At 57.5% G+C, this 23,562-nt stretch carries 17 protein-coding genes; 7 read left to right on the forward strand and 10 right to left on the reverse strand.

Features of this window, described 5'->3' with window-relative positions; all coding sequences use genetic code 11:
- Positions 1-472 precede the first annotated feature (472 nt).
- The 5 genes from DNI29_RS17610 to DNI29_RS17635 all read left to right on the forward strand — a co-directional run bounded on the left by DNI29_RS17610 (position 473) and on the right by DNI29_RS17635 (position 7,611).
- The gene (locus DNI29_RS17610) at positions 473-1,417 is read left to right on the forward strand and encodes an alpha/beta fold hydrolase (protein ID WP_110979455.1); all 945 of its coding nucleotides are present in this window, start codon (positions 473-475) and stop codon (positions 1,415-1,417) included.
- Between the two features lie 105 nt (positions 1,418-1,522).
- Positions 1,523-2,110: a DUF7010 family protein gene (locus DNI29_RS17615; protein ID WP_110979456.1), complete on the forward strand. Its 588-nt coding sequence runs from the start codon at positions 1,523-1,525 to the stop codon at positions 2,108-2,110.
- Between the two features lie 34 nt (positions 2,111-2,144).
- Positions 2,145-3,278 (forward strand): sensor histidine kinase, encoded by a 1,134-nt coding sequence (locus DNI29_RS17620; protein WP_110979457.1) that lies wholly within the window; start codon positions 2,145-2,147, stop codon positions 3,276-3,278.
- 48 nt (positions 3,279-3,326) lie between these two features.
- A complete protein-coding gene (locus DNI29_RS17625) occupies positions 3,327-4,079 on the forward strand; it encodes a LytR/AlgR family response regulator transcription factor (RefSeq protein WP_110979458.1) in 753 nt (250 codons plus the stop codon).
- Positions 4,080-4,767: 688 nt separating this feature from the next.
- Positions 4,768-7,611 (forward strand): S8 family peptidase, encoded by a 2,844-nt coding sequence (locus DNI29_RS17635; RefSeq protein ID WP_110979460.1) that lies wholly within the window; start codon positions 4,768-4,770, stop codon positions 7,609-7,611.
- 86 nt (positions 7,612-7,697) lie between these two features.
- Here the strand turns inward: DNI29_RS17635 and DNI29_RS17640 are convergent, their stop codons facing one another.
- Positions 7,698-9,290: an ABC-F family ATP-binding cassette domain-containing protein gene (locus tag DNI29_RS17640; protein ID WP_110979461.1), complete on the reverse strand. Its 1,593-nt coding sequence runs from the start codon at positions 9,288-9,290 to the stop codon at positions 7,698-7,700.
- 899 nt (positions 9,291-10,189) lie between these two features.
- Between DNI29_RS17640 and DNI29_RS17645 the strand changes: the two genes are divergently transcribed.
- Complete coding sequence (locus DNI29_RS17645) at positions 10,190-10,438, forward strand: hypothetical protein (RefSeq protein ID WP_110979462.1); 249 nt, start codon at positions 10,190-10,192, stop codon at positions 10,436-10,438.
- Positions 10,439-10,570: 132 nt separating this feature from the next.
- Here the strand turns inward: DNI29_RS17645 and DNI29_RS17650 are convergent, their stop codons facing one another.
- Entirely contained in the window at positions 10,571-11,257 is a 687-nt protein-coding gene (locus DNI29_RS17650; protein WP_110979463.1) for a TIGR02117 family protein, read from the reverse strand.
- 148 nt (positions 11,258-11,405) lie between these two features.
- Between DNI29_RS17650 and DNI29_RS17655 the strand changes: the two genes are divergently transcribed.
- A complete protein-coding gene (locus DNI29_RS17655; protein ID WP_202910511.1) occupies positions 11,406-11,816 on the forward strand; it encodes a hypothetical protein in 411 nt (136 codons plus the stop codon).
- On the opposite strand, the gene DNI29_RS17660 is transcribed toward DNI29_RS17655, so the two are convergent.
- The 8 genes from DNI29_RS17660 to DNI29_RS17695 all read right to left on the reverse strand — a co-directional run bounded on the left by DNI29_RS17660 (position 11,811) and on the right by DNI29_RS17695 (position 23,454).
- A complete protein-coding gene (locus DNI29_RS17660; RefSeq protein ID WP_110979464.1) occupies positions 11,811-12,803 on the reverse strand; it encodes an AAA family ATPase in 993 nt (330 codons plus the stop codon). The genes DNI29_RS17655 and DNI29_RS17660 overlap by 6 nt on opposite strands.
- A gap of 265 nt (positions 12,804-13,068) precedes the next feature.
- The gene (locus tag DNI29_RS17665; RefSeq protein ID WP_110979465.1) at positions 13,069-15,081 is read right to left on the reverse strand and encodes a TonB-dependent receptor; all 2,013 of its coding nucleotides are present in this window, start codon (positions 15,079-15,081) and stop codon (positions 13,069-13,071) included.
- Positions 15,082-15,306: 225 nt separating this feature from the next.
- Positions 15,307-18,156: an MSEP-CTERM sorting domain-containing protein gene (locus tag DNI29_RS17670; RefSeq protein ID WP_110979466.1), complete on the reverse strand. Its 2,850-nt coding sequence runs from the start codon at positions 18,154-18,156 to the stop codon at positions 15,307-15,309.
- Complete coding sequence (gene xrtK, locus DNI29_RS17675; protein WP_110979467.1) at positions 18,140-18,682, reverse strand: exosortase K; 543 nt, start codon at positions 18,680-18,682, stop codon at positions 18,140-18,142. Before xrtK ends, DNI29_RS17670 begins: the two co-directional genes overlap by 17 nt.
- Before the next feature lie 134 nt (positions 18,683-18,816).
- Positions 18,817-19,845, reverse strand: a complete 1,029-nt coding sequence (locus DNI29_RS17680) for an XAC2610-related protein (RefSeq protein ID WP_110979468.1) — start codon at positions 19,843-19,845, stop codon at positions 18,817-18,819.
- Between the two features lie 32 nt (positions 19,846-19,877).
- On the reverse strand, positions 19,878-20,477 hold the full coding sequence (locus DNI29_RS17685; protein ID WP_110979469.1) for a DUF3885 domain-containing protein: 600 nt from the start codon (positions 20,475-20,477) through the stop codon (positions 19,878-19,880).
- Positions 20,478-20,545: 68 nt separating this feature from the next.
- The gene (locus tag DNI29_RS17690) at positions 20,546-21,022 is read right to left on the reverse strand and encodes a hypothetical protein (protein ID WP_110979470.1); all 477 of its coding nucleotides are present in this window, start codon (positions 21,020-21,022) and stop codon (positions 20,546-20,548) included.
- Between the two features lie 137 nt (positions 21,023-21,159).
- Positions 21,160-23,454 (reverse strand): aconitate hydratase, encoded by a 2,295-nt coding sequence (locus DNI29_RS17695; RefSeq protein WP_110979471.1) that lies wholly within the window; start codon positions 23,452-23,454, stop codon positions 21,160-21,162.
- Between the last annotated feature and the right edge of the window lie 108 nt (positions 23,455-23,562).

Raw genomic sequence — 23,562 nt, forward strand, 5'->3', positions numbered from 1 at the left:
CAACCAGGAGCAGCCCTTCCAGCTCTGGATCAAAGGCCAGGCCGCCCAGGCCACCAGCCGACCCCACTCCATCATGACCCTGGTCGTCAATTAACGCCAGCATCAATCCCTGCACCACAGCATATTTTACATACAATCGGGGCTCCATCAGCAGATTATCTGTTGATGGAGCCCCGACTGATTAGGCACGAATTAGGCGCTGAACTTTCCGAGGGTGACCAGTCATGAACAAAGCTCTGACCCACAGCATGAGCCCGTTGAATTTCATAGAGGGGGCATATGCTGGAAAAGTCTATTCCGCTTAAGGGAGGTGAAATGGCAGGCAAATGAGCTGTACAATTCGGGCGGAGTTTTTAGCAGTTCGGGCGGCCAATTTACCGTTCGCGGAAAAGTAGTTTCGGGCGGGGGCCGGGGGTGCTAGGTTTGAATCATCAAACAACCCTGACTCATCTACTCCTAACTACTTTCTGCCATGAACCTGACTGCCACGCTCCGCCCCATTTGCTCTGCCTTCCTGCTCGCGGCTACCCTGCTCGTTGCGCCCAATACTGCCCAGGCAGCTCCGGCCCCTACTCCCTCCGCCACCGACAACCCTGCCAGCCACCCTAACTTCACGGTGCGGGTAGTGGGCAAGGGCAAGCCTATGCTGCTGATTCCGGGCCTGACCTGCCCCGGCGCCGTGTGGGATGAAACCGTAGCCCACTACCAGAAGCAGTACCAGTGCCACGTTATTTCGCTGGCCGGCTTCGGGGGCAACGCGGCCCCAGCCAGCACCAACCAGCTCCTGCTCAACGTCCGCGACCAGTTGCTGACGTACATCAAAACGCAGAAGCTCCAAAAGCCGGCCATTGTGGGCCACAGCCTAGGAGGTTTCCTGGCCCTGTGGCTGAGCAGCACCCAGCCGGAAGCCGCCGGCCCCCTGGTTATCGTCGATTCGCTGCCCTTCCTGGCTGCCGTGCAAAACCCTACCCTCACGGCCGAAGCCGCCAAGCCCATGGCCGAAGGTATTCGCCAGCAAATGAGCGCCGGCAAGATGACTACCGCCGCTGCCCGCCAGATGTCGGCTACCATGATGACTGACACAGCCCGCATCAGCCAGGCTACCCGCTGGTCGGTGGCTTCTGACCCCGCCACCGTAGCCCAGGCCTACTACGACCTGATGACCACCGACCTGCGCCAGGATATTGCCCGCATTCAGCAACCCGTGCTGGTGTTAGGCGCCTGGGCCGCCTACAAGCAGTACGGTTCTACCAAAGAAAGCACCAAGGCCATTTTCGAGCAGCAATATGCCAAACTACCCCAGCACAAGGTCGAAATGTCGGAGGCTGGCAAGCACTTCCTGATGTGGGACGATACGCAGTGGTTCTTCAGTCAGACCGATGCTTTCCTGAAGCAAAACGCCCTGGCGAAGAAGTAATAGCAGCAGACATTCCAGCGGGCGTTTATCTTACGCCCGCTGAGGTACCTGAGCAGTACCCTGCATTTGATTTCGCTTATCAGAAGAAGCTACAACTCATTACCCATGATATCGGAACAGGAATTCGCGGAGCTGAAAACGGAGCTGTCGGTTAAGGCCAAAAATGGGCTCGACTTTATTGCAGCGGCCACTGTGGTTTGGGCAGCAATTGCCATCGTCTGGACCCTACCCTACTCAGCGGCTCAGAAGGGCTTCATCACGTTTTTCGTGGGCACGGCCACGCTGCCGCTGGCCTGGCTGCTTTCCAAAGCACTCCGCACTACCTGGTCCTTGCCGCACAACCCCTTACAGCCCCTGGGGCTCTGGCTGAATTTTGCGCAGCTGTTCTATTTTCCCTTCCTGATTTTTATGTTCAGCCGGTATCCGCAGCATTTTATCATGACCTACGGCATTATCACGGGTGCTCATTTCTTTCCGTACGCGTGGTTTTATAACGCCCGACCCTATGCGGTGATGGCTGGCGTTATTCCGGTGGGTAGTCTGGTGCTAGGGCTGCGCACCCCGGCGGAAAGTCTCTACCTGATTCCGGTGTTTGTTACCGGCTCCCTGCTAGTGCTGGGTGGGTTGCTTTTCTTTTCTTACCGTCAGAATTCGAAAGCTTACCGCCCAGCCCAGGCACTACAGCTCCAGTAGCCTTCGGCCAGCCCTGCTTTCCTCCTACTACGCTATGTTTTCCTACGCTGCTGTACCGCCCCCCAGCCGCCTTTACTGGCGCTGCCAGTTGCTGGGCTGGAGCCTGTATTTTGTAGTTTGTGTGGCGGCATTTTCCTTTATGGGAGCCCGCTCGCGCGATATGCTGCTGATTAATTTCAGCATCGCCGCCACCATGCTAGGCGTCTCACACTGGTTGCGCTACCACATCCGGGCCAACGCCTGGGAGCAGTTGAGCCCCGTACCGCTACTGGGCCGGCTCCTCATAGTTAATGCTCTGCTGTCCTTGTTAAGCCAGGTTATCATCTGGGCAGTGATTATCTTCATCATACGCCCGGCGGGCGATGGTAAACCCCACGGTTGGGCCCAGTTTATTGGCTACGCCGTGAACGTGAACTTTCTACTGTGGCTGTGGGCAGGCTTTTACTTTGGGTGGCACTACCTCACCAGCTTCCGCCATGCTGAGATAGACAAGTGGAAGCTGACTGCCGCGGTGCAAGAAGCCGAGATGCGTACTCTCAAGGCCCAGATTAACCCTCACTTCATGTTCAATGGGCTCAACAACATCCGGGCCCTGGTAATGGAAAACCCGGCCCGCGCCCGCGACATGATTACGCATCTCTCGGACTTGCTACGCTACTCCATTCAGCTTAATAGCGCCGAGCAGGTACCGCTGGGCCGGGAGCTGGAAATTGTGGAGCACTACCTGCAACTGGAGGCCCTGCAGTTAGAGGAGCGCCTGCATTACTCGATCGATGTGGACCCGGCCGCTTTGCCCGTCCTGATTCCGCCCATGACCCTGCAGCTGCTGGTAGAAAACGCCATCAAGCACGGCTTGGCTCCTCGCCCGGCGGGCGGCGTTATTCGCCTCTGCGCCCAACTCAACGACTCCAACACTCTGCACGTTACCGTGCGCAATACCGGCCGCTACGAGCCTTTGCCGGGTCATGCGGGGGTAGGCGTGCGCAACGCCCGCGAGCGGCTGGCGCTGCTATTCGGCCCCGCCGCCCACCTCCACCTCGCCAATGACCCTCATACGCCCGATATGGTAGTAGCCCACCTGCAATTGCCGGTGGCAGCCGTGCCTACAGCCTCTATGGCACCAGTCCCGCAGTTGTCTGAATTGACTTCAAGCCAAACGTTGCGTTGAGGTCAAAATCAGTGAAATCTTGATCAATTTGTGTAAATCTGCGATGCTATGAACGCTCTGCTTGTTGACGATTCCCGCCTGGCCCGCACCGAGTTGCGCCACCTGTTGCAGGCCTTCCCGGAGATAACAGTAGTAGGCGAAGCACGTCACGCCGAGGAAGCTCGCACTCAGTTGCGGGAGCTACAGCCCGACCTGCTGTTTCTGGACATCCACATGCCAGGGGAAACCGGGTTTGAGCTCCTGGCTTCTTTGGATGTAGCTCCTCACGTCATTTTCACCACGGCTTACGACGAGTACGCCCTGCGTGCCTTCGAGGTAAATGCCCTCGACTACCTGCTCAAGCCCATTCAGGAAAACCGGCTGGCCACCGCCGTCAGCAAGGCCCGCGCGAAACAGGTGGCCACCACGCCGGTAGCGGTGCCGACCGCTGCCCTACCCCTGCCAGAGGAGCCAACCCCTACCCCCCTCACCGAGCACGACCAGGTGTTTGTGAAGGACGGGGAGCGGTGCTGGTTTGTGCGCCTGGCCGACATCCGCTTGTTTGAAATCAATGGCAGCTACACCCAAATTTACTTCGAGGCCAACCGCCCCCTGATTCCGCGTACCCTGCAGCACTTGGAGCAGCGCCTCGACCCACGAATATTTTTCCGGGCCAACCGTCAGCAAATCATCAACCTGAAATGGGTAGAGAGCATCGAGCCCTGGTTCAGCAACTCGCTTAAAATCCGGTTGCGCGGCGGGCCCGAGGTAGAGGTTTCGCGCCAGCAGTCAGTGCGGTTTCGGGAGATGCTGAGCTTGTAGCAGGCCTGTATTATTCCGGTTTGGCTGTATCCTTTTGCCGTGGTTTATAGTACACAGGCTCAGGTACCTGGCATTGCGCCGGGTGATTTTTTTCTCCTCAGCCTCTCCCATCATGAAAGCTATACTACCTCTCTCGGCGGTTGCTGGCCTGGCTTTTTTTGCCTCTTGCTCCCAGGATACTACCGCCATGGAAAAACCCCGTGAATACCGTTCGGTTTCTATGGAAAGAACTCGGCGCACCAATGATAAGTCCCAATTTAAGCGCAACCACAGTCCCATTGGATTAGGCCTAGACCTGAACGCTAACAACCCCCATAAATTTCGAATGGTGAATGCACCAAAGCGCTACAAATACAGCAAAGGAGGCAGATAATAGGCCTTTTACTAGCCCAGTTGCTCCCTTAGAAAAAGCCACCTGAGTGCATCAGGTGGCTTTTCTGCATTTCGGGGGCTGGGTAGTTTTGGGAACATGAAGGCGACTATTTTCCCGAGACGGGAAAAGGCAATACTCAGGGTTTAGACAAGGCTGTTAATCGAAAAGATGCCGCCTAGCAATGCTCAGCCGGCTCGGTATAGTTAAATTCACAAGGAATTTGTTTGGCGCTTGGTCTCTTAGCAGCATCCAATTGTTTATTGCTCTCGTTAGTCGGCTATACTTCCTACTACCCCACCCACCTACTTCTTGCGTATGCTGCTACCACTACATCGGTTATTTATTTGCTGCCTGTTTACCGCTATTTCTCTAAGTCTGTTTCCGGCGGCACTGCATGGGCAAAGCCCGGTGCTCACTACGGCGGTTAAAACCATCATTCCGGGGCGGGTGGTGTTCAAGCTGAAAGCAGGCGCCACACAGCAGCGTAATATTCCGGAAAACCCCAGAACCTCGCCTCTCACCGCCACGCTGGCCCGCCTGAATATCCGCAATGTGCGGCCCAAATTTCCCTACAGCAAGTCATCTTCTGCGCAGCAGCCCGGTGCCGTTGACCTGGGACTGATTTTGCAGGCTGAGCTGCCGGCTACGCTGCCTGTGGCAGAGGCCTGCCGGGCTCTGCTTAAAACCGGGGCTGTGGAGTACGCCGAGCCGTTGTATAGCTATCCTACCCTGTTTCAACCCAACGACCCACTTTCCGACTCTACCCGCGCCGGGGGGCAGTATTACCTTAAGAACATCCGGGCCTACCGGGCCTGGGACATCAGCCAGGGCGATACCAGCGTGGTTATTGGGATTGTGGATGGAGGCACGCGCCTGACTCACGAAGATCTGGCCAGCCAGATCCAGGTAAACCGCCTCGACCCCATTGATGGTATTGATAATGACTTGGATGGCTACGTAGATAACTACTACGGCTGGGACTTTGCCGACAACGACAATGACCCCTCGCGCGACCCTAGCAGCGTGCATGGTATTCTGGTGGCTGGTTGCGCCGCCGCTGCCCCTAACAACAGCAAGGGTATTGCGGGCGTGGGGTACCGGTGCCGGTTTATGCCTTTAAAAATCTACCCTAGCACCGATGCCGGCGTCTTTGGCGGCTTCGAGGCCATTGTGTACGCCGCTGACCACGGCTGCAAAGTCATTAATCTCTCGTGGGGTGGGGCGGGTGGCCGTTCCCAGTTCGAGCAAGACGTTATTACCTACGCTGCCGTCAACCGGGATGCCGTGGTGGTGGCCGCTGCCGGCAACACGCCCGCCGACCTGGATTTCTACCCCGCCAGCTACGACCATGTGCTGTCTGTGGCCACGCTGCAGCCTTCTGATGAACGTAGCCTCAACGCTACCTACAGCCGCCGCGTGGATCTTTCGGCGCCCGGCACCGGCATCGTGACTACCTGGGGTGATACGGATTCTGACTACGGCGCGGTGGGCGGCTCCTCCTTTGCGGCACCTTTAGTATCGGGAGCGGCGGGGCTGCTACGCACCCACTTCCCCACTTACAATGCTGCCCAGATAGCCGCCCAGATCCGGCGTACTACCGACAACATCAATGCACTACCTGGCAACGCGGCCTTTGCAGGTCGTATTGGCTCAGGCCGCCTTAATGTGCTGCGCGCCCTCACCGAAACCTCCCAGCAGTCGGCGCGGGTGGTGCGCCGCATCATGCTGCCGGCCCGGCGGTCCTACGCTAATGGCGACACTATCCGGCTGACCGTCACGGTTCAGAACCTGCTCAGCCCAGTCCGCAATCTGAGCGTCACGGTTACTTCCCTCTCGCCTTATGTCACGGTGCGCCAGGGAAGCTTCGCGGTAGGGGCGCTGGCTACCCTGGCCCAGCGCGCCAATGCCGATGCGCCCTTCCGCTTGGCGGTGGCCACAACAGGCGTACCCCTGAATGCTCAGGCCGTGCTGCGCTACCGCTTAGAAGATGTTACTACGGGCTACCGGGAGGATCAGTACGAAACCATCCAGCTGAACCCCAACTACGTGGTGCTTAACATCAACGACCTACAGCTTACGCTTACCAGCCGCGGCAACCTGGGCTACGATGGGCTGGGCTCCGACGCCGGCGAAGGCGTGAGCTACCGGGGCAGCGGCCCACTGCTGGCCGAAGGCGGTTTGCTGATTGCCACGCCTACCTCCCGCCTAGCCGACAATGTGCGCAATGACCGCTACGGCGCCAATCACAACTTCTATGCGCTGGCCCGCGCCAGCAGGCTAACGCAGCCCCTGCGCGCCGATCAGGAAGCCTATGGTGTACTTCGTGATTCCCTACCTAGCCTCACCAAAGGGCGCTCAGTGGGCGTAAGGGTTCGACAACGGGCCTACGCCTGGGCCACGGCTCCGCACCGCGACTACGTAGTAGTGGAGTACAGCCTCACCAACCTTACCGCCGATACGCTTAAGCCCCTGCACATAGGATTGTACATGGACTGGGACCTGCCCGGCGAACCGGCCCGCAACGCCGCTAACTGGGATGCTTCCCGTCACCTGGGCTACCTCTACGACCCCATCAAACCTACCCTGTACGCGGGAGTTCAGCACCTCTCGGGTGGGCAAGCCAGCGTGTACTCCATTGACAACCAAGCACCGGCGGGCACCGCCATCCGCCTTGCCGATGGTTTCAGCGCTGCCGAGAAGCTCCTGAGCCTGACCAGCGGCACCAGTCAGCGCACTGCGGGCCTAGTGGCTGGCACCGACGCTTCTCAGGTGGTGGGCGCAACCCTACCCCGCCTCGCACCTGCCGATTCTGTAGTGGTAGCATTTGCGATACTGGGCGCCCCCTCGCTGGCCCAACTGCAGGCCGCCGCCGACGCTGCTGCAACCCGCTACCAGCAGGTATTAACTGTGCGTCCAACTCGGCAGCTGGAGGTAGCGCTTTACCCAAACCCAACTACCGGCAAGCTACTCCTGCAGCTCCCGGCCGGGGCGGCTACGGTGCGGGTATTGTCGGCGCTGGGGCAGGAACTGCTGGTGCACACTGCAGCCAGCGGCGGCAATACTCAACTCGATTTAAGCCCTTACCCCCCTGGTGTTTATTTGGTACAAATCAGCACGGTGGCCGGCAGCACTACCCGTCGGGTAGTACGCCAACCCTGATACAGCCGGCATTCCGGTAAAACAACTTACTGCCCCCAGGCGTCATCCAAAGTCAGAATTGGGTGACGCCCGGGGGCCGTGAGGTTTTACCCTAGTTCAATGGTGCTGTCTATGCCCACCTCCCGGATGAAAAACTCATCGTGCGAAATGACCATGATAGAGCCCGCGAAACTTCGGACGGCTTCCGTTACTATTTCCTGACTGTACAGGTCGAGGTTATTGGTAGGTTCATCCAGGATAAGTAGATCCGGGGTGTTGTCACTAATGGCCAGGCAGCAGAGGATCAGCTTCATCTTCTCTCCCCCGCTCAGAGACCCACATTTCCGGTCCCAGCTTTCTTGCCGGAACTGGTGGTAGTGCAGCAGCATTTTCAAATCATGCTCTGGTAGATGTCGGGTATTGAACTGTTCGGCCTGCTCCACTACCGAAAGCTGATTATCAAGCACGGAATACTCCTGATCCAGGTATAAGTACCTGAATTCGGCGAGGGTTAGCTGCCCCGTTGAGGGTAGCAATTTTCCCATCAGCAAGCGCAACAGCGTGGTTTTGCCGCTACCATTGCGGCCCGCTATCCGTATTCTGTCGCCCGAGCGAAGCTGAAAGGTTAGCCGTGTTTTCCAGAGCGGTGCCGCGCCATAAGCAAAGTTGATAGCCTTGGCTTCCACTAAAATTTTTCCGCGGTGCAGATCGGGTTTCTTCAGGTCTATTCGCAAAACCTGTTGCTCCTGAATCTGCGTTCGGGTTTGCCGCAGGTTGTCTGTCAGGTCCTGAATTTTGTCGTTTTGCACCTCTTTTTGCTGCGCTGAGCTTTGCTCGGCTTTACTTTTGAGGCTGCCGGCCACAATGCGTGGCAGGGCTTTTTTGTGCTGCTGGGCCTTGCCGCGGGCCTCCAGTTTCTGACGCTGCTCAGCCAAGCCGCGCGCCTTTTGCTGGGTTTGCTTCAGGGTCTTCTCTTGCTCCTCCAGCCGAGCCTGCAGCGCCGTGAGCTTTCCTTCTTTTTGGGCCCTATAGAAATCATAGTTCCCGCCGTATACCTCCACCGAGCTGCTACTGAGCTCCAATGTTACGTCCAGCAAGTTCAGCAACGCCCGGTCGTGGCTGACAAGCAGGACTGTGGCCCGGCTACGCTGGATAAACCCATACAACAGAGTACGACTTTCTGCATCAAGGTGGTTAGATGGCTCGTCGAGTAGAATAATGCCGGGGGTATGAATGAGAATGCCCGCCAGAAAGACCTTGGTTTTTTCACCTCCACTGAGTGATTTTAAGGGCTGAGTCAGCGGTAGATGCTGTAGCTTCCAGGCGGTTAAGGCCGTTAGCACCCGTTCCTCAATCTCCCAGTCATCGTTCAGGAGAGCGAAATACTCGGGCGAGGTATCACCTTCCAGAATGGCACCTAGTGCTTGTAGCTTATCAGCTACTCCCAGCGCCTGCGCCACCGAAAAGTCATCATACTGGCCCAGATGCTGCGGAACATAATAGGGTGCCTCCGAAATGCTTATTTCTCCAGCTGTAGGAGCTAGCTGCCTCGCTACCAGCTGCAGCAGCGTCGATTTTCCTACCCCATTATTACCCACCAAAGCAGCCTTCTCCCCACGGCCTACCGCTAGACTGATGTCCTGAAATAGCAGTTCTCTATTAGGATGATGGTAGGCAAGTGCGTTAACAACAATACTCATATAGCAGTGTAGTTGAAGTGTATAAAGCCGACATCAAGCTGTTGCAGCGTAAATCAAGCCCCGCTACGAGGCTGCCGGACTACCCATAGGCTATAGATCTGCTACATATGCAGAGGACAGTAAGAAACCGGTAGATGACTATCTGAAACCTCCAAGGCGAGGCTGCCCAAAGCTCAGCTACCCTCATGGAGCTGAGCCAAGACTTTTCCGTAAAACAGAAGGCATTATGGATAAGCGTGCTGCTTATCTACCAGCAGGTATGCTGCCGGTTCAGGCGCTAAGAGGGGGTAGCCGATTCACTCACCGGGCTTAATTTGCCCGCCGCTGGCCTCCAACTTATTGGGGCAAGTCGTTACATAAGGCCCATCCGGTCAGACCGGGGCACTGTCTCTATTGTAGCAGCCTGGGTAAGTGAATTACATGTGACCGAAGAGGGTCTTTGCGCTTTGCCGTCGCGCAGTAAATAGATAGACGAGTTACACTCTTAGCTTCTGTCAGGCCGGAAGCTGGAATTGGCCGTCTTTATTTTCGTCGAACATCTTCATCAGCCACGAGGAAATAGCCTGAAGCAGATGCAAACATAGTGAAATTGCTGAGTAGTAACTGTTTTAAGCAAAGTTTGCTTTCTAATGAAAGCAGCTATTTCCTCTATTGAGTGTCCCTGTTTGCTACTCTCTTAATGTGTTACGAATCAAGATGATTTTTTTGCTAAATAATTTAGTATTTTACTGTAATAGGTTCATTGGTTTGAACCATTTTCAAGGCCACTGCTCAAGCGACTTTTGTTATACAAATAAGACACATAATGCAATAAAAAACATCATAATGTTCAAAATTTTGCACACTCATAAACACCCAAAAATATTAGCTAATAAGAGACAATATTCTTATCTTTGGATATGTCGAAAGTAAAGCTTCCTGTTCCGCTTCCCGTGCAGCAGTACGCCCGCTGCGTTGATGCCAGCCGCCGCCCTGCCGACCATATTGGAGACTGGCCCGTTGCCGGCCAAGTGTATCCCATCCAGATGCGCCGCAACGCTCGTAGCGGTGAGTTACAGGTGCATGTGCTGGGTTTCTACGCCGAACGTCCGTACGGTGCCTTTGCCCGTCACCGCTTTGAGACGGTGGCTCAGGTGTGGCTTAACTAGCCACCTTCATCTTTCCACCCTCTAGTCCCGGCTGTGTCGCTCTACGCGAAACCAGCCGGGTTTTCTTTTTATCCAGGTTTTCAACTTTCCACGAGCACAAGCATTAAGCCCATAGCGCCGGTTCTCATACTTCTAGCGGTATTGCCAGAAGATTCCAAAGTCGAAGGGCGTCCAGAGGGCCGCTTTCTGCCCAGATACCTTCAGGGCGTCGTTGGCCCAGGTGTTGCAGGTATAGAACAGGTTGTAAGTGCGCGTGGCCTCGTAAAAGGCATCGTGCTGCCCGTAGCTGTAGCCCCCGATGAGCTCCGTCCGGCCGCGGGCATTATAGTCAAAGCTCTTTTTGATGAAAGCAATCAGGCGGGCGTATTCGGCGCGGGTCAGCAGCACTTTCACGCAGTCGGGACCGGGCTGGGGCTCGTGGTGGAAGGTAGCGTGCATGGCCGTGGTGCTCAGCCAGAACATAGCTTTCACGGCGGTGCTGGGCTTTAGCTCGGCCCAGGTGGGCGTGTTCAGATAGAAGCCCTTGTCGCCCCAGCCAAACCCGACGTAGCTGCGGGTAGTGTCCATGGCGGGCGTGTCGGAGTAGGAAACCAGCTGAGTCCAGTCCATCTGGTCGGTTCGCACGGGCACTACCACGTCGGTATGCACGCCGTTGGAGAGGATATAGGCTTCTATTTCGCCGGTTTCGGGCGAGTTGCGGCGACCAACGGGAACGGCGGAAAGACCTACCGCAGCGGCTAGGTACAGGGCCAGCGCCCCCACTACTCCGCCGCCCACGTAGGCGGCTCCTTTAGCTACTTTCCGAAGAGCATCGGGCATAAAAAGAACTTGCGTGTACAACTGAAATCAGGACCTCATACGCAGCCGCGCGAAAAAAGCCGCTTGCATGCCTTGATCGTAACGACCTAGTTGATTTCAGCTTTCCTGGCGAGCAGGCTCAGGTTATCTTCGTGCTTTCCCTACCCCCATGAGCCAGCCCAACGACCAGCTATACAGCATTCCGGCCCCTTACCGCCGCATGGAAAACATGCATATTCTATTCTGGCTGCTCAAGGACATTGGCTGGTGCATGGTGTGGAAGCCCCTGGGCATTCTGATGGTATTCCCGACGCTGCTCATTGCTGTACTCATTACCTGGCGTACCCGCGACATCAAGGCCGAGCTGGCCCATAACCTGGCCATTGTGTTCTGGATTTCGGCCAACTCCTATTGGATGATCAGCGAGTTTGTGGGGTTCGATGAGGTGCCGCTCGGGGGTGGGGCCACCGGCAAGCATCTGGCCCTCCTACCCTTCCTGACTGGCCTGTTGATTTTGCTGTACTACTACTTGGTGCAGAAGCCCCGGGAAGCGCGGGCCGAAACGGTGGCTACCTCATAGCGTACCCGCTGCGCGCAGCATCTTCTCTATTAGGGTCACTGCCTGCCGGAACCGCTCGGGCCAGTCGCCGCTGATTTCTTTGTACTCAATACCAAAATCGGCCAGCGTTTGGCGGTGAACTGCGTCGAGGTGGAGGCGCTCGGCGGCGGGCAGGCGGGTGCCATCCTGCACGAAGGGCACGTCGGGTAGTAGGTAGAGGTAAAGGTCGGCGCGGTTGCGGGCGTAGGTTTCAGCGGGTACCGGGAGGTAGGCGCCCTCGGTGAGCTGGGCGTAGGACTGGGTGATGTGAATATCGGTATCCAGCAGCAGCAACGGCCCGGCTGTGGCACGGGCGGCGACAATGCGCCGGGCATGCTCATCGGCCACGCGCAGCAAATCAGTGCGGCTGAAACTGGTGGAGTCACTGATCAAGTCACGGCCGGCTTCCGCCACGAAATCGGCGCCAAAGTGCGTGGCCAGTTGCTCCGTCAGGGTAGTTTTGCCCGTTGATTCAGTGCCCAGAATAGCCACCGTGCGCCGGTAGTAGGGTTGCACCGCCGCAGGCAGGTAGGACCACCGCGCCCGCACATCCTGCCGGATAGCCGTAGCCGATACCGGTACCTGCGCCCTTGCCCTATCGAAATCAAGGTGCCGGATGCCCATGCGGGCGGCTACCAGCGCCCCGTATGGCTCGGAGGTGACTACCAGGGAAACATCGGGCACTACCTGCCGGAAATAGTCGGCCCAGACGTGTGCTACGGCTTCAGAAGAAACCGACGTGTTGGGCAATTCTTCCTCGCGGTAATTCAGCACCTGCACGCTTACCTCGGGGCAATGGGCGTAGGTAGCCTGTATCCACTGGGCGCGCAGCGCGCCGGGCAGGGTTTCGTGGTTGCTGGCGCACACCAGCACCGTCAGGTAGTCGCAGTGCCGACGGGCGAAGTCAATGAGGGCGGCGTGCCCTTGGTGAAAGGGCAGAAATTTGCCGAATACAAATGCGTGCGTCATAGGTGCCGGGGCAGGAAGCTACGCGCCCCCACCCTCCCGAAGTATGTAATCTAAGTTGCGAACTAGAACCTAACTCCCCTCCTCAGATGATGTTGCGCATCAAGCAAGGAGGGGCAGGGGGTGGTTGGTATTCGTTGCACATCCTCTAGCTCCAGTTTCTAACTCTAGACTTTCAACCGCCCCTAACCCCTCCTTATCTGAGGAGGGGAGCTAGCTGTTAGTCCTAGCTCGCAATTTGAAGTAAGGAAAGTACTTAGCAGGTAGCTCAGATATGCAGACGGAAATCGAGGTAGAAGTTGGCTGGGGCCTGCACAAAATACTTGCGGGTGCCATCGGGCTCTACGGTGCCGTTGTTGAAATAGCGGGTGTTGGTGAGGTTGTTCCCGAACAAGGTCACCTCCCAGCGAGGCCGGGCGTACCGAACCCGCGCATTCAGCAAAGCATATCCGCTGATGGTGGCGGAGTTAGCAAAATCGAGGTAGGAGCGGCTTTGGTAGCGGCCCGCTACGCCCAGCAGCCAGTGCCCGCTTTGGTAGGTGGCCTCCTGGTTTATGAGCAGTGCCGGGGTCAGAATGGGCCGGAACGACTGCTCCTGCTCCCGGATGCGGCTGCGGTTGAAAGCCGAGTTGTTGGTGAGCGTGAGGCGGGGCATCGGCTGCCAGCGCACGGTGGCCTCCAGCCCGGTCCGGCGGCTGCTTTCCACGTTATCCGTCAGCGCCAATCCGTTCGGACCTAATTGCCCATTCAGCACGATTTCGTTCTGGAAATCCATGTAGTAGGCATTCAAACTCGCCTCCAGGGTAGCACTCCGGTACCGGACGCCTAGCTCGTGGTCATTCACGTACTCTGCCTGAGTGCTGCTGAGCAGGGGCTGGCCGGTGCTGTCGGCCAGCAGGTCGTCATTGCCCCCGAACAGGTCGTTGCGGGTGGGCTCCCGGCCGGTGCGGCCCAGGGTATAGTACAGGGTAGTACGCTGGCCCACCGTCATGCTAGCGCCCACTTTCGGGTTCAGGAAGCGCCACTCCAGGGTTTCCAGCGGCACGCTGCCGGTATAGCGGAACGAAACGGCCCGGCCCTGTACATCGCCAAACAGCGTAAGGCGGCCCAGCTGGTACTCGGCTTTGCTGAACACGCTGCCCTCCCGCTTGTAGCCCGTATTGCGGTACAGTTCCCCGGCGGTTTGCTCGCTACCCAGGTGGCGGCGCTGGTAGGTGTTCAGGTGCAGGCCACTGGTCCAGGTTAGCCGGTCGGTGCGGTAGGTATAGGTGCTGAAGGCCCCGAGCAGGCCCGAGCGAAAATCGTAGCGGTAGAGCTCCGAGGTAGGCGGCAAGCCCAGAAAGGTGTTCAGGTCGAAATCATAGCCCCCGCGCAGCCCCGAGGCGTACACGCTAGTGTTTACCTCTGAGCGGCTGCCCACCAGCCACTGATTCTGAAGCTGCACCAGAGCCTGCTGAAACCGGTCGTTTTCGGCCCCGTTGGCATTGGCCCGGCGGTTGCGGCGCAGCACCGAGTCGGGCACGGGCAGCCAGGCCAGCTGGTTGCGCTGCTGCCCGGCCAGCACGCTCAGCTTCCAGCTGGTTTTCTCATAGAACAGCCCACCGCTCACGTACACCGACTGCGAGGTATTGGCCGAGCGTTCCTTGTAGCCATCGGAGTGCAGGTGCGAAGCCCGAGCGTACAGGGCCGCGCGCCCCCGCCGCCCGCTGGCGTACTCGCCAAAGGCCCGGTAGCTCCCAAACGAGCCGTAGCCCCCGCCCAAGGTAGTGCGGGCTGAATCGAGCAGGGAAGGCGAGAATAGCTGAATGCTGCCGCCATAGCTGGCCACACCGTTTTGGGTGGTGCCTACCCCCCGTTGGATCTGCACACTGCTCAGGGAGTTGAACAGGTCGGGGTAGTTCGAGAAATACGCCCCCTGGTCTTCGGGCTCGTTGAGGGGCACGCCATCCAGGGTGGTATTGATACGGGTCTGATCAATGCCGCGCAGGCGAAAGTAGGCGTAGCCCTGGGTGCTGCCCGCATCGGAATATGCCGTAACGCCGGGCGTTTGCGTCAGCAGGAAAGAAGGCTCCTGGCCCACACTGCGGGCCGCCAGTTCCCGCCCGCTCAGGTTCAGAAAGGTAACCGGCGTGCGGCTGCCGGCGCGGTAGGTCACGGCCACCTCCGGCAGGGTCTGGGCGCTGTCTGCGGCAGTAGGAGCCGCCGGCGTTACCGGAGTTTGGGCCAGCGCCACGGAGGTAGCGGCCAACAGAAGGGAGGCAGGGAGTAGAAGATGCTTCATGCAGAACAGCGCGGCAGATTCGGCGGAAAACCACGCGGCGCAAAGGTAAGCGGCCGGAGCTCGGCGGTTTACTTTTAAGTCCGTTCTGCCTTACCGCTCGTCGGTGGCTACTTGCTCAACTCCTTGAATAGGTAATGTTACCGATTCATATAAGCACGTCATTTCGCGTTGGTCGAGGAATGACGTGCTTTTTGCTACCTATCCACGAAGCCCAGACTATCCGGCCTACTTCGCTAGGGCTACCCCCTTCTGATGCCGATACCAGTTTCGCAGCCCCCAGGCTCCTACCGCCAGCAGCAACACCCACAACTCCGGCTCCGACATGCGCTGCACGTCATCATCAACATCCAAGGCGGCGTTGCCGGCCAGCACCTCGTTCTGCTTGCGCAGCAGAGCGGCTTTCTGGGCTTCGTTCTCCAGAGCTAAGTAGGAAGTAAGCGGACTTAGAATGCCCGACCGGAAGCTGCCCCGAATGGCCGCCAAGCGCATGGGTTCGGCGGCAGCGGGGTTGCGCGCCTGGTACAGTTGGTAGCCCTGCAGCCACAGGCCATCCTGCCAGGTTTGACCCAGCGCAGGAGGTAGGGAGAATGTTTCTCCTCCTAGTACTACCGAGGGTTGCCCGTTGTCGGGCAGGTAGGCGCGGGGTTGTTTGGCCGTCGGCCAGGCTCGTACGGCCCTACCCTCCGCTGGGGTTTCGGTTGGCAGTAGTGGCTGGCTGGAGTGATGGATGAGAGAATGAGCCTGCACAGACCCATCGGCGGCCAATACCAGAAAGGTAGATTGCTCAGGAGTAGCGGGCTGCAGCGCAGCAAAATTATCGGGGAGCACGGCCCGCTGCAACGAACCCGTAACGGCTACCAGCACGGGGTACTCCGGGGTTGGATGAAGCCAGGCCTCCGCCAAGACGCGCTGCATAGCCCCTTCTAAGTAGTAGCCCCCGGTGGCTGGCGTTGCTGGCCAGGCAGATAGCCAATCTGTTCCGGCAGGCAGGGTAGTTGTTCCGCTATTCACCAGAGTGTAGCGGGCGGTAGCTTTGGCACCCGGTCGTTGCTGCAGAAAGCGTTCGATGCGTTGTTGGTACGCTGCGGGCTTGGTGGTTGAGGTAGCCGACGCATCGAGCAGGAAGTGGTAGTAGGGTCGCCGTTGTACTAGCGGTAGTGCTTGTTTGGCAGCGGTACTCAGGTACACTACCTCCCCGCCGGGAGTAGTGACGGGTTGCCGAAGCGGCTGCGTAACGGAAGTCGCCGTATCGCCCAGTTGCACCGTCTGGCCGGCTATCTGCAAGGCTACGGGCTCTTTGTGCAACACCCGGAAGCCGGTGCGCCGCACCTCCCGGGCCGCGAACGGAAACACGCGTAGGGCCACCTGGTTGCCCGTGAGATAGTACAGAATGCCCGGGTCGCGCTGCTCATTCCGGATTTGCGCAAACACCCACATAGCCGACTTCTTTTCGGCCAGAATGCCTTTTTCGCGGCGGCCGTGCATATCGAGGTAGTACTCCTGTACCCAGCAGCCTGCGGGCAGGGCCAAGGTAGTATGGTATTCCGCATTGCCCCACTGGTCCGGATTGGTAATTTCCAGATCTACCCAGCTGCTCCGGGCCGCCTGCCGGGCATCGTAGTGGCTGCGGCTGGTTAGCTTGGTTAGTTGGGGGCGTGATTCGTCCTCGGGCTCATCCCTTTGAAACTGTTCCCGGTTATACACTGGCCGCTCACTGCCGAACACTTGCTCCAGTCGCCGCAGCTTTTCCGCCGACAGCGTGAGGTTATCGAGCGCCAACCAGTTGAAATAGGTGGAGAGATACGGCAGCTCACTACCGAACAGACTAGCGTTAGGGTCTTTGTGTGCCCGCACTCGCTCCAGGGTATAAAGCAACGGGTTGGCATTGATTTGAGGGGTAGGCTTGCTGTAGTCAGGAGTATAGATATAGGCCAGGGCCTGGTGCAGCGCCTGGCGACAGTACAGATAGTTGGCCGTAATGCCTAGGGGCAGCAACAGGCTGCTCCCTACCAATACTCCTACCACAAGTCGGCGCGAGAAATATGCCCGTAACACCTCCACGTCCTGGCTTAGCTCGCGCACATGCACCAGCAGCAACAGCAGGGGCGTCAGCATCAGGAAGCCAACCCCAACGGCCACCACCGCAATGACAGATAAGGGCAGGAACGGCAGAAAGACGAGAAAGAAGTACAGCGTATAAGCCAGCGTGAAGCTTCGGCCCGCCAGTAAGGCCAAGCGCCACCACTTGTCCGTGGGGGCCGGCACGCACAACAGCACCCCGTTTAGTACGGCCAGCCCATAGAACCACCAGCTGTGGAAATTCCCAAAGATGCCACTGGAAGGAGTTCCTAGCTCTCTGAAGAGCATCCCGGAATTCACCAGCAGCCCGAGCACTGGCATTATCAGCGTAATCAGCACTTTCCAGAGCAGTTGATACTCAGCCCAGACCCCAGCTTTTCGGGTGAGCAGGATATACACGCCGCGGGCCAGGAAAAACAGAAAAAGCAGGGTTCCGGTGATGAACAGCACAACCAGCGCGTGTTGCCCAAATTGGCCATTGGGCACTTGCCACCATGGCAGCACCAGTTGCCCGAACAGGTAGGCGCCGACCGGCACGGCCAGGGCTACCCCAAAGTTGGGCAGGGCCCGGTGGGGACGGTCGGCAGGAGTTAGGTTGAGCAGAATGACAAGGGCGGCATGCGCCAAGGTGGGCATCAGGAAGGTGCCGGCATACAGCGGCATTTCACCCGGCACCATCCAGCGCGGCACCTCCCGCGGAAATAAGCGGTCCAGGTGGTATCCGTACAGGTACAGGAACGCTATGTTCGCAGCCAAAGTCAGAGCCCCGTAGAGCGTTGGCAGGCGCTTCTTACGCTTCAGCTGCCACCCGGCGTAACCTGCGTGCACTACCCCCAGGCCCACCAACAAACTGCCCAGCACGAGCCACAGTTGCTGGCTATCAGGGGGTAGCAGGGTATGAATAACGCCGTATTCTCCGCCCAGCAATAATGCTAGCACGGCCAGCGGGAGCGTATTGAGCACAAATAGCCATTTCGGATTAAGCAGGTTCTGCATAAGAAGAGAGGTAGCGGGAGCAAAGCAGCCGGAAGCCGCCGTAGAAAAGAATCAGAAAAAACAGATATACTAGCACGCCCTCCGCCTGATGTGCCCAGGCATAGCGCTGTCCTAACCCGGGAAGCAGCCGCTGCAGGGCCACCGCCGACAAAATACGGGAGGCATTCACCAGTACCGTTAGCAGGTAGGCCAGCACGGGCAAGCTCAGTAGCCACCCACCTCCCAGCGCTTTGCCAGGCCCGGCGTACCGCCCACCGATGGCAAGTAGCAAGCCGGTGCATACCAGCCAGAAGTTGAAGCCTGAGCAGGATTTGTCGATGGTGATGTGCAGACTGGAATGCACAAATCCCTGGGCCGGATCAAAGAAGGAACCGGACCCCAGGGCCCCTCCTATCAAGGCGTTGGTAGGGCTCAGTAGCCACCACAAGTCGGCGGATGTGGCGTGGGCATAAGCAAACTTTAATAGTAAAAAGCTAACTCCTATGCTGCCGTATAGCACTGTAGCTTTTGTGCGGGAGGTATTCATAGCTGGCTGATAGAGAAGAACACAGTAACAAACGCACAAACATATTATAAAGTACTTTGAATTTCAAAGTTTCATAAACAGATAACATCTCTACCAGATAAATTACTCGCAAGCCCTCCCTCTCTGGCTGCTCGTTAGATGTGGCTCAGGTTTTCCGGCTTCATCTTTAGCAAGGGCTGCAGGCTGCCTTTGCGGGTGCCGGGTTGCTCCCGTAACTCCACCACCCTACCCCCTACTTTCACCTGAATGCTAAGCGCCCCGCCGGAGGTTTGCTGCATGGTGTACTGGGCGCTCTGGTTGACAAAGCGCAACTTGGTAATGCCAGAAGCCACCTGAATAGTGAATTTGTCGGCTTCAGCTCCAAACTCTGGATACGTAAATTCCAACTGCCCATCTTTCCGCAGCAGGGCATAGTACAACGATAGGTCATTATCGGTGGTGAACAGCACGGCTTGCTTGCCATTGCCAGCCACCTGAAATGAGCAGACTACCCGGATGCTTTCATCCTCCAGATACAGTTCCTGACTGATAGTCTGCGCCATGCGGGTACCGCTCCAAGTGGTGGTGGTAGTCGTCTGGAACGGAAAGCGCATCATGTCCATCTCCACCTGACGCACCAGAGACGGCTCACCGTTGCGGATGATGAACTCCGAGTCCTGGTGCCAGCAGCAGCCGCTTTTGGTTGAGGTATGGAGGCGCTTGGTTTTGGCATCTACCTGAAACATGCCGCAATACTCTTGGGCCAGGTCCGTAAACGCCTGGCTGTGTTTCAGACCCGTAGGCAGGTTAAGGTAGATTTGGAAGGAAGGGCCGTGGTAGCAGCTGTTCTGTCCATCTTCAATGGCTAGGTCGGGCCGGCCGTCGAAGTTGAAATCTTCGCTGATAATCAGGCTCTGCTCGCCGTAAGGAACCTCCTGAATGTTGGACTGCACCCTGCCATTGTGCAAGGACAGCGCCAACTCCTCCGACTCCACCTTGACTACCTCTTTCTTTGTCTTCTTATCATAAATGCCAATCCAGCCGGGACTGAACACCTCCGTTGTATCCTGAATATAGATTTTGCCGAAGTAGCTTGGCGAGAAGTCATCCACCAGATAGGTTTGCTGCGCCCGCAAGGGGTAAGCGGCAAGCAGCAATAATAGCAGGAATAAGTAGCGGGTCATGATAGCTCAGTTGCAATAGCAAAGAACATCATTTAGAGTCCGTCTTCCCGCATTGACAACCAACTTTGGAATTGAATCCGTAAAGCATCCCGCACTTCAGTATTCGCTGTAATAATGTCCATGCCGCCGTCATACGGAGCTATTAAGCACTGTTGTTCTCTGGAGACTAAGAAGAATCTTATCTCATCCTGCGCCACATCGCGTAACACGTTATTCAGCATATCCCACTGCCAATCAACTTCTGCGAATATGGGAAGGTAAAAGTCCTCTTCCCCATATTCTACACTATTGACCTCTCTTAGCGGAAGTGCTGGTAAAGTGGTGAAAGAGAGATGCCGTAAAGCTGTTTCCGCCCATGGTATATCCATGTTGATGCTACCCTTGACCTCGTTGTAGCTACCCGTTACCAGTATGAGCTGGGCTCGTGCGCCTACCAAGGCCTGAATGATTGTGTTCTGGCGGTGCAGCAAAATTGTCCAGTCCTCTTCATCCTCGGGATACCGTTTGGATTCCGGCAGGCTATGAAACCTGACCCACCGATTAGGGTAGTCATGTCTGAAGAGGTAATTGATTGGTAAAGTATTCGGGTAAGTGCTGGACCAAAATTCAGTAAACTCTTCGGCTGTCATCATCTAATTGCTTTTCAAAGAAAGCGGCCATCTCTTTGGGGCGGCCGTTTCTACAACAGAGTTGCTGTTATCTACTTCACCTCCACCTGCACTCCTACCTCCTGCCCCGCCGCCAGCTTCGGGATAAGGGCGTGGTAAGTGATGTTGGGCGCTTCGGTGGTCATGCTACGACCAATGACCACGGACAGCACCAGCTTGTTGGTGTTGCATTCCTGCCGCAGGGTGTAGTTGATTCCGCCTGGCCCACTGGCCAAGCCTTTCTTACCAACTACCAAATCATAAACGGCAAAGTCAATTTGTGGCCGGCAGCTACCGCTTACCTGCTGCTCGAACTCCTGTTGGGAGCGAATGACGGTATAGGTTTCCGAGAGGTTGACATTCATCTGGCGGGTAGTGTTCTGGCAGCCATACTCTGTTTCCAGGCTTTTCACAGCCAATGTAGCACTCAAGCAAGGTCTAGGCTCGGGCTCAGGCTCGGTGCCGCACACGGTGGCGCAGCCGCTCAACAGTATAGCCGTCGTGGCCAACAGAGTAGAGGTAGTTTTCATAGGGGTAGGAGCAAATGAGTTATGTATCTCTACTCAGATACTGCAGACTGAGCCAAAGTTGCAAAGCGTCTAAGAACCACGTAAAAAAAGGCCGCCCCAGAGTCTGGAGCGGCCTTTTTAGAAAGCTGAAGCTTGAATTATTTCTGCGACATCATGCTGCCACCGGCTTCCTTCAGGCGGATCAGGTTCAGGGCCGAGCCGGCTTTGAACCATTCGATCTGACCTTCATTGTAGGTGTGATTTACCGTAATGAGGTCCGTGTCGCCGTCGGCGTGGTGCAGACGAACCTGCAGGGGCTTGCCAGGGGCAAACTCCGTCAAGCCGAGGATGTCGATGGTGTCGTCTTCCTCAATCAGGTCGTAGTCGGCCTTGTTGGCGAAGGTCAGGGCCAGCATGCCCTGCTTCTTCAGGTTGGTTTCGTGGATACGGGCAAACGACTTTACCAGTACAGCGCGCACGCCCAGGTGGCGGGGCTCCATAGCAGCGTGCTCCCGCGACGAACCTTCGCCGTAGTTCTCGTCGCCTACTACCACCGAGCCAACGCCTAGGGCTTTGTAGTTACGGGCTACCTGCGGCACGGCCGAGTACGGCGTACCCTGGGTCAGGGCATCCTTCACCGAGTTAGCTTCGCCATTAAAGGCGTTGATAGCCCCGATGAGCATGTTGTTGGAGATGTTGTCCAGGTGGCCGCGGTATTTCAACCACGGACCGGCCATCGAAATGTGGTCGGTGGTGCACTTGCCCTGGGCTTTGATGAGCAGACGCAGACCCATCAGGTCTACCCCCTCCCACGGCTTGAAGCCTTCCAGCAGCTCCAGACGGTCGGAGTTCGGATCAACGATTACCTGTACGCCCGTGCCATCGGTGGCGGGAGCCTGGTAGCCGGCATCCTCTACATCGAAGCCGCGGGGGGGCAGCTCGATACCCTGGGGCTCATCAAACTTCACCTGCTGGCCGTCTTTGGTGGTCAGCGTGTCGGTGAGGGGGTTGAAGGTCAGGTCGCCGGCAATAGCGAAGGCCGTTACGATTTCGGGCGAGGCCACGAAAGCGTGGGTGTTGGGGTTGCCGTCGTTACGCTTGGCGAAGTTGCGGTTGAACGAAGTGATGATGGAGTTCGGCCGCTTCATGTCGTCCATGTGGCGGGCCCACTGCCCGATGCACGGACCGCAGGCGTTGGCCAGTACTACCCCACCCATCTGGGCGAAGGTGTCCAGCAGACCGTCGCGCTCCACGGTGTAGCGCACCAGCTCCGAGCCAGGCGTTACGGTGTAGTCGGCTTGTACCGTCAGGCCTTTGTCGGCGGCCTGCTTGGCTACCGAAGCGGCGCGGGTGATGTCTTCGTACGACGAGTTCGTGCACGAGCCAATCAAACCAACTTCCAGCTTAGCGGGCCAGTTGTGCTCCCGAACGGCGGCAGCGAACTGCGAAATCGGCCAGGCAGCGTCCGGCGTGAACGGACCGTTTACGTGGGGCTCCAGCTCCGAAAGGTTGATTTCGATCAACTGATCGTAGTAGGCCTCAGGGTTAGCCAGAACTTCGTCGTCGGCGCGCAGGTGAGCAGCTACACCGGAAGCCAGCTGAGCAATTTCAGCGCGGCCAGTGCCCTGCAGGTAAGCAGCCATCTTCTCGTCGTAGGCGAAAACCGAGGTAGTAGCCCCGATTTCAGCGCCCATGTTGCAGATAGTAGCCTTACCCGTGCACGAGAGGTTTTCAGCGCCCTCGCCGAAGTACTCCACAATAGCGCCGGTACCGCCTTTTACGGTCAGGATACCCGCTACTTTCAGGATTACGTCTTTGGGAGCCGTCCAGCCCGAGAGCTTACCGGTCAGCTTCACGCCAATTACTTTCGGGAACTTCAGCTCCCAAGCCATGCCCGACATTACGTCCACGGCATCGGCACCGCCTACGCCAATGGCAATCATGCCCAAGCCGCCGGCGTTGGGGGTGTGCGAGTCAGTGCCGATCATCATACCGCCAGGGAAGGCGTAGTTCTCGAGCACTACTTGGTGAATGATACCAGCACCGGGCTTCCAGAAGCCGATGCCGTATTTATTGGATACCGAAGCCAAGAAGTCATATACTTCCTTGTTTTCGGAGTTAGCTACGGCCAAATCCTGGTCGGCGCCGCGTTCTGCCTGAATCAGGTGGTCGCAGTGCACGGTGCTGGGCACAGCCACTTGGGCTTTACCCGCTTGCATGAACTGCAGCAGAGCCATCTGGGCGGTGGCATCCTGCATGGCTACGCGGTCCGGAGCGAAATCGACGTAGGAAACGCCCCGCTCATACGCCTGCGAAACAGAGCCGCCGTACAGGTGAGCGTACAGGATTTTTTCAGTCAGGGTAAGCGGGCGGCCAACGGCAGTACGGGCGGCTTCAATGCGAGAGCCCATGCCATCGTACACGGCCTTGATCATTTCTAAGTCAAACGCCATAATGCGAAATGGAAAAAGTGGAGAGAACGAACCTGTCGGAAACAGGTACGCAAATATAGTTGCCGGTCGTTGCGCTGCCTAAAATTTCGGGCCCTGGGCGGCCCTGGA

It is taken from the genome of Hymenobacter sediminis, from assembly GCF_003231285.1.
Taxonomy (GTDB): Bacteria; Bacteroidota; Bacteroidia; order Cytophagales; family Hymenobacteraceae; genus Hymenobacter; species Hymenobacter sediminis.

Coding starts and splice junctions, on each gene's coding strand:
- DNI29_RS17610 (WP_110979455.1), top strand. CDS start 473: ATGAACCTGACTGCCACGCTCCGCCCCATTTGCTCTGCCTTCCTGCTC.
- DNI29_RS17615 (WP_110979456.1), top strand. CDS start 1,523: ATGATATCGGAACAGGAATTCGCGGAGCTGAAAACGGAGCTGTCGGTT.
- DNI29_RS17620 (WP_110979457.1), top strand. CDS start 2,145: ATGTTTTCCTACGCTGCTGTACCGCCCCCCAGCCGCCTTTACTGGCGC.
- DNI29_RS17625 (WP_110979458.1), top strand. CDS start 3,327: ATGAACGCTCTGCTTGTTGACGATTCCCGCCTGGCCCGCACCGAGTTG.
- DNI29_RS17635 (WP_110979460.1), top strand. CDS start 4,768: ATGCTGCTACCACTACATCGGTTATTTATTTGCTGCCTGTTTACCGCT.
- DNI29_RS17640 (WP_110979461.1), bottom strand. CDS start 9,290: ATGAGTATTGTTGTTAACGCACTTGCCTACCATCATCCTAATAGAGAA.
- DNI29_RS17645 (WP_110979462.1), top strand. CDS start 10,190: ATGTCGAAAGTAAAGCTTCCTGTTCCGCTTCCCGTGCAGCAGTACGCC.
- DNI29_RS17650 (WP_110979463.1), bottom strand. CDS start 11,257: ATGCCCGATGCTCTTCGGAAAGTAGCTAAAGGAGCCGCCTACGTGGGC.
- DNI29_RS17655 (WP_202910511.1), top strand. CDS start 11,406: ATGAGCCAGCCCAACGACCAGCTATACAGCATTCCGGCCCCTTACCGC.
- DNI29_RS17660 (WP_110979464.1), bottom strand. CDS start 12,803: ATGACGCACGCATTTGTATTCGGCAAATTTCTGCCCTTTCACCAAGGG.
- DNI29_RS17665 (WP_110979465.1), bottom strand. CDS start 15,081: ATGAAGCATCTTCTACTCCCTGCCTCCCTTCTGTTGGCCGCTACCTCC.
- DNI29_RS17670 (WP_110979466.1), bottom strand. CDS start 18,156: ATGCAGAACCTGCTTAATCCGAAATGGCTATTTGTGCTCAATACGCTC.
- xrtK (WP_110979467.1), bottom strand. CDS start 18,682: ATGAATACCTCCCGCACAAAAGCTACAGTGCTATACGGCAGCATAGGA.
- DNI29_RS17680 (WP_110979468.1), bottom strand. CDS start 19,845: ATGACCCGCTACTTATTCCTGCTATTATTGCTGCTTGCCGCTTACCCC.
- DNI29_RS17685 (WP_110979469.1), bottom strand. CDS start 20,477: ATGATGACAGCCGAAGAGTTTACTGAATTTTGGTCCAGCACTTACCCG.
- DNI29_RS17690 (WP_110979470.1), bottom strand. CDS start 21,022: ATGAAAACTACCTCTACTCTGTTGGCCACGACGGCTATACTGTTGAGC.
- DNI29_RS17695 (WP_110979471.1), bottom strand. CDS start 23,454: ATGGCGTTTGACTTAGAAATGATCAAGGCCGTGTACGATGGCATGGGC.